Here is a 5,144-nt window from a genome sequence, read left to right as displayed (position 1 = left end):
CCACTCGGTCAGCGGGCGCACGGCCCGGGCCGCCTCCACCGCGCGCGGACTGACGAACACCACCAGATCCGCGGGCGCCATCGTCGCCAGCGCGTCGGGCAGGTCGCCACCGCCGGGCAGCGGCCGGATTGCCAGCAGCGGATGGATGGTGACGATCGGCTGGGGACAGCCGGCGGGTCGCGCCGCGAGCAGGGCCTGTTGCAGCCCGGCATTGCTGCCCGCCGGTCGCGTCAGCACGACCTCGCGGATCGGCGGCAAGCGGTGGTCGGTCACGGGCTCAGCCCTGACCGGGGGCCTCGGTCTCGATGCCCACCTCGGCGAGGATCTTGTCGGCACCCGCACGCAGCACGCGCTCGGCCAGTTCGATGCCCAGCGCCTCGGCCTGATCGCGCGGCCCGGTGATCTCGTCGCGCAGGCTCTCGGAGCCGTCCGGGCGACCGACCAGGCCACGCAACCACAGCTGGTCGTCCTCGACCAGCAGGGCATGCCCGCCGATCGGCACCTGGCAGCCGCCATTCAGACGCGTGTTAAAGGCGCGCTCGGCGGTCACCCGGATGGTGGTGTCACGATCGATCAGCGGGTCGATCAGCGCATGCACCGCCGCATCGTCGCTGCGTGCCTCGATGCCCAGCGCGCCCTGGCCCATCGCCGGCAGGGATTCCTCGGCCGACAGGCGATGGGTGATGCGATCGGCCAGCTCGGCGCGCTTGAGGCCCGAGGCGGCCAGGATGATCGCGTCGTACTCGCCGTCGTCGAGCTTGCGCAGGCGGGTGTGGATGTTGCCGCGCAGGGTCTTGACCTGGAGGTCCGGGAAGCGCTCGCGCACCTGGGTCTCGCGGCGCAGGCTGGAGGTGCCCACCACGCTGCCGGCCGGCATCTCGTCGAGGTTGCCGTACTTGTTGGAGACGAAGGCATCGTGCGGGTCGTCGCCCTCGAGGATGGCGATCAGCCCCAGGCCATCCGGGAACTGCATCGGCACGTCCTTCATCGAGTGCACCGCGATGTCGGCACGATCCTCGAGCATGGCGACCTCGAGCTCCTTGACGAACAGCGCCTTGCCGCCGATCTTCGACAGCGGGCTGTCGAGCAGCTGGTCACCGCGGGTGGTCATCTTGACCAGCTCAACCTCGAGGCCCGGATTGCGCTTTTTCAGCTCCGCGGCGACGAAGTCCGCCTGCCAAAGCGCCAGCAGGCTGGCTCGGGTGGCGATCCGCAGCACGCGGCCCTCGGAAAATGCCTTGCTCATCTGTCATCCTCATTCTGGCAACCGGACGGGGCGGAAGCGGTGTCCGCCACGTCGAGAAACAGGCGCCATGGTAACCCGGATGCCGCGGTCGGACACGGGGCCCGGGCAACCGACTCGGACAACGCACTCGGGGAACCGGGCTGAAGCGACATTGTCCAAAACGCATACAATCCGGGACCCAATCGGTCACTGGCCCAGCCGGGAGAGAAAACCTTGCCTGCAATCACCCCAACCCGCTACGTCACCCGTCTCGCCCTTGCCACGCTGGCGCCGCTGGCCGGCCTACTGCTCATGGGCATGGCCACCCCGCCCGGGCAGGCCGACGAGCCGACCGCCAGCACCGCGCGTGACGAGGTGCCCCTGATGAGCGACCTGGAGAACGTCCAGGCGGATCTGGCCTACATGCAGGAACAACAGATCCCGATGCTGATGTTCTTCCACGCCACCTACTGCACCTACTGCCGGACGGTCGACGACGAGTTCCTGCAGACCATGGCCAACGACCCGGATTACGAGGGCCGACTGATCATCCGCCGGGTGGAGATCGACTCCGACCTGCCGGAGATCGAATGGCAGGGCACCGCCTACACCCCGGTCGAGTTCGCCCGCCTGCAGGGCGTACAGCTGGTCCCCGAGGTGATCTACTTCGCCCCGGACGGCAAGCAAGTGGTCGACGAGCTCAAGGGCGTGACCGTGCCGGACTTCTACCCGCAGTACCTCGACCAGCGGCTGCGGGCCGCCGAGCGCTGCATCGAGGACCCGACCCTCGAGGTCTGCACCGACGGCATCGACCAGCCACGTCGCGACCTGACGGCCCAGTGAGACCTTGGCGAGCCTGGCAGCCGGCCACACACGGAACCCGTGGGTGGGCAACCAGCTGACGGGGCTATCAAATCGCAGCAACTTGCTCTGGTTTTACGGTCTAATGTTGGCCATGATCAATTCACCGGTGGCCATCCCGGCCACCTTCACGTCAACGCGGCCCGGCCGCGCGAACCCCAACGAGAGGATCTGACGAGATGACAGCCCAATCCAAGAAAAGCCAGACCAAGAAGCACCTGCTGATCGGCTCGACCGCCCTGGCCACCGCCATCGCCGGCTCCTCGGCCATGGCCGCGGGCAACGGCAACCCGTTCGCCTCCGAGTCCACCCACGCGGGCACCTTCCAGACCGCCGAAATGGCCTGCGGTGCCGGCCAGTGCGGCAGCAGCATGGACGAAGAGAAGGGCGATGGCGACAAGGACGACGACAAGTCCTGAGCCACGCCCTGACGGCGGCGGCCCGCGTGGCCGTCGCCGGCCGATGAAGGCCGCCGGCCGAGTGCCGTCGGCCCCAAAACACCCCCGGCCGGTGGCTGCCGCCGTCGGCCATCCAGCGTTCCGGGAGGCCTGCCATGAGCCCCCAATCCGCCAGCCCCAGCGTCACGCAACACGTTCCCGTCGGCATCGGCCTGCGTCGCGGTCCGCTCATGCGCGAGATCGAGGAGCAACGCCCGAACGTCGACTTCCTCGAGGTCGCGCCCGAGAACTGGCTGCGCTTCGGCGGGCCGGTCAAGGAACGCTTCAAGGCCCTGCTCGAGGACTACCCGCTCTACACCCACGGCCTGTCGCTCTCGATCGGCGGCCCGGCGGAGCTGGACCTCGACTTCGTCGACGCCGTGGGCGAATTCCTCGACGAGTACCGACCGGCGCTCTACAGCGAGCACCTGTCGTTCTGCTCGGACAACGCCCACCTCTACGACCTGATGCCGATCCCCTTCACCGAGGAGGCGATCGATCACGTCGTCGCGCGCATCGACACGGTGCAGCAGCGCCTCGGCCGCCGACTGGTGCTGGAGAACGTCTCCTACTACTCGCCGGTGGAATCCACCATGGACGAGCAGAGGTTCATCCTGACAATCCTCGAGCGCTCGGGCTGCGACCTGTTGCTCGACGTCAACAACGTGTTCGTCAACAGCGTCAATCACGGCTACGACCCCTACGCCTTCATCGACGCGATGCCCGCCGAGCGGGTGCGCTACCTGCACGTCGCCGGCCACCACCAGGTCGAGGACGACCTGATCATCGACAGCCACGGCGCGCCGGTCAGCGCCCCGGTGTGGGACCTGCTCGAGCACACCTACCGCCACGTCGGCCCGGTGCCGACGCTGCTGGAACGCGACTTCGACATCCCGCCGCTCGACGAGCTGATGGGCGAGGTCGCCCAGATCCGCCGCGCCGGGGAACGGGCGCTGGGCAGCAAGGCCGCCTGATGGGATCGAGCTTCAAGGAAACCCAGGAGGCATTCACGCGCTACGTGCGTGATCCGGAAACCAACCCGCCACCCCCGGGCAGCAAGCCCGAGCGGATGGCCTGGTACGCCAAGCTGTTCTTCAACAACATCGACGGCACGCTGGAAAACGCCTTCCCGGCGCTGCGCGCCAGCCTCGATGAGGCCGACTGGCAGGGGCTGACCCGGCCGTTCTTCCGCGACCACCCGGCCCATTCGCCGATCCTGCGCGACCTGCCGGCCGAGTTCGCCGAGTTCTTGCAGGAACGCCCCGAGCTGGCCGACTGGCAGCGCGAACTGGCCGCCTACGAGCTGGCCCGCTTCGAGCTGATGGCCGAGGACGCCGACCCCGCCCCGGCCGACCTCGACGCGGACGGCGACTTGCTCGCCGGTCAGCCCGTGGTCTCCTCGCTGGTGCGCCTGATGGTGACCGCCTACCCGGTCGACCGCCTCGCCGCGGCCTCGAGGCCGGCGAGGGGCCCGAAATCCCGCCGGCGGGTATGCACCACCTGGCCCTGCACCGCGACGAGCACGGCGCGCCGTTCGCGCTCAATCTCACGCCGGGCAGCGCCCAGCTGCTGCTCGCGCTCACCGAGGCCGAGGAGCAGACCGGCCGCGAGATCATTGCGCAGCTGGCCGAGGCCTTCGGCCGCCCGGTAGACGAACTGCTGGGCTTTGCCGACGAGCAGTTGGAACAGTGGCGCGCGGCAGGGCTCCTGCTGGGGGCGCGTCCGCCGAACTGACCGGACACCATTCATCTGTCATGACGATTCCAGGGAGGGAATCACCATGCCCATCACCGACTGGCCGACCACCGAGCGGCCACGCGAACGCCTGCTGGCCCGAGGGCCGGCCAGCCTCTCCGACGCCGAACTGCTGGCGATCTTTCTGCGCACCGGCGTGGCCGGCCGCTCGGCCGTGGATCTCGCCCGAGATCTCCTGTCGCACTTCGGCTCGATCAGCGCGCTGCTCAGTGCCTCGCGCGCCGACTTCGCTCACGCCCGCGGGCTCGGGGATGCCAAGTTCTGCCAGCTGCAGGCGGTGCTCGAACTGGCGCGGCGTTACTTCGCCGAAGAGCTGCGCGTCGGGCCGGATATCGCCAGCCCGCAGGCGGTGTTCCGCTTCCTGCAGGCCGAGCTCGACGGCGAGACCCAGGAGGTATTCGGCGTGCTGTACCTGGATAATCGCCACCGCGTGCTCGCCTTCGAGCGACTGTTCTTCGGCACCATCGACCAGGCAGCCGTCCACCCGCGCGAGGTGGTCCGGGCCGTGATGCGCCACAACGCCGCGGCGGTGATCCTTGCCCACAACCACCCCTCCGGCGTCGCCGAACCCAGCAGCGCCGACCGGCGCCTGACCGAACGGCTCCGCGACGCGCTCAATCTCATCGACGTACGCCTGCTCGATCACGTGGTGGTGGGCCGGCCCTGCATCTCGATGGCCGAGCGGGGGCTGCTGTAGGAGCGGCTTTAGCCGCGAAATAACGAGGCGGCACCCGATCCCATCGCGCCTGAAGGCGCTTGTATGTTTACCCCGGCAAGTCAAAAACTGGGCTTGTCGGGGTGGAGGGACAGAAGACGCTTCTGGCTCAAATGAAAGAGCACAGACGGTAGGAGACCTCGTCCCACCC

Annotated in this window: 7 protein-coding genes; 5 read left to right on the top strand and 2 right to left on the bottom strand. The window is 68.6% G+C overall.

From position 1 onward, the window contains the following. On the bottom strand, positions 1-273 hold a 273-nt coding region (locus FAZ79_RS11150; protein WP_211238850.1), incomplete at its 3' end, for a hypothetical protein. A 4-nt stretch (positions 274-277) separates the two neighbouring features. Beyond that, a complete protein-coding gene (gene hemC, locus FAZ79_RS11145) occupies positions 278-1,246 on the bottom strand; it encodes a hydroxymethylbilane synthase (RefSeq protein ID WP_136868032.1) in 969 nt (322 codons plus the stop codon). 213 nt (positions 1,247-1,459) lie between these two features. On the opposite strand from hemC, the gene FAZ79_RS11140 reads away from it, so the two are divergent. The 5 genes from FAZ79_RS11140 (at position 1,460) to radC (ending at position 4,975) form a co-directional block, all read left to right on the top strand. Beyond that, entirely contained in the window at positions 1,460-2,068 is a 609-nt protein-coding gene (locus tag FAZ79_RS11140; RefSeq protein WP_136868031.1) for a thioredoxin family protein, read from the top strand. A gap of 197 nt (positions 2,069-2,265) precedes the next feature. Next, complete coding sequence (locus FAZ79_RS11135; RefSeq protein ID WP_136868030.1) at positions 2,266-2,505, top strand: hypothetical protein; 240 nt, start codon at positions 2,266-2,268, stop codon at positions 2,503-2,505. A gap of 134 nt (positions 2,506-2,639) precedes the next feature. Continuing rightward, positions 2,640-3,497, top strand: a complete 858-nt coding sequence (locus FAZ79_RS11130) for a DUF692 domain-containing protein (protein WP_136868029.1) — start codon at positions 2,640-2,642, stop codon at positions 3,495-3,497. Beyond that, entirely contained in the window at positions 3,497-4,174 is a 678-nt protein-coding gene (locus tag FAZ79_RS11125; RefSeq protein ID WP_136868028.1) for a putative DNA-binding domain-containing protein, read from the top strand. The genes FAZ79_RS11130 and FAZ79_RS11125 overlap by 1 nt, the downstream gene beginning before the upstream one ends. Positions 4,175-4,303: 129 nt before the next feature. After that, positions 4,304-4,975, top strand: coding sequence for a DNA repair protein RadC (gene radC / locus FAZ79_RS11120; protein ID WP_136868027.1), 672 nt, complete (start codon positions 4,304-4,306; stop codon positions 4,973-4,975). Positions 4,976-5,144: the final 169 nt, after the last annotated feature.

Source organism: Guyparkeria sp. SB14A (assembly GCF_005096345.1).
In the GTDB taxonomy this organism is placed as follows: Bacteria; Pseudomonadota; Gammaproteobacteria; order Halothiobacillales; family Halothiobacillaceae; genus Guyparkeria; species Guyparkeria hydrothermalis.
The sequence above is the reverse complement of the archived record's forward strand: the minus strand, read 5'-3'. Positions and strand labels throughout refer to the sequence as shown.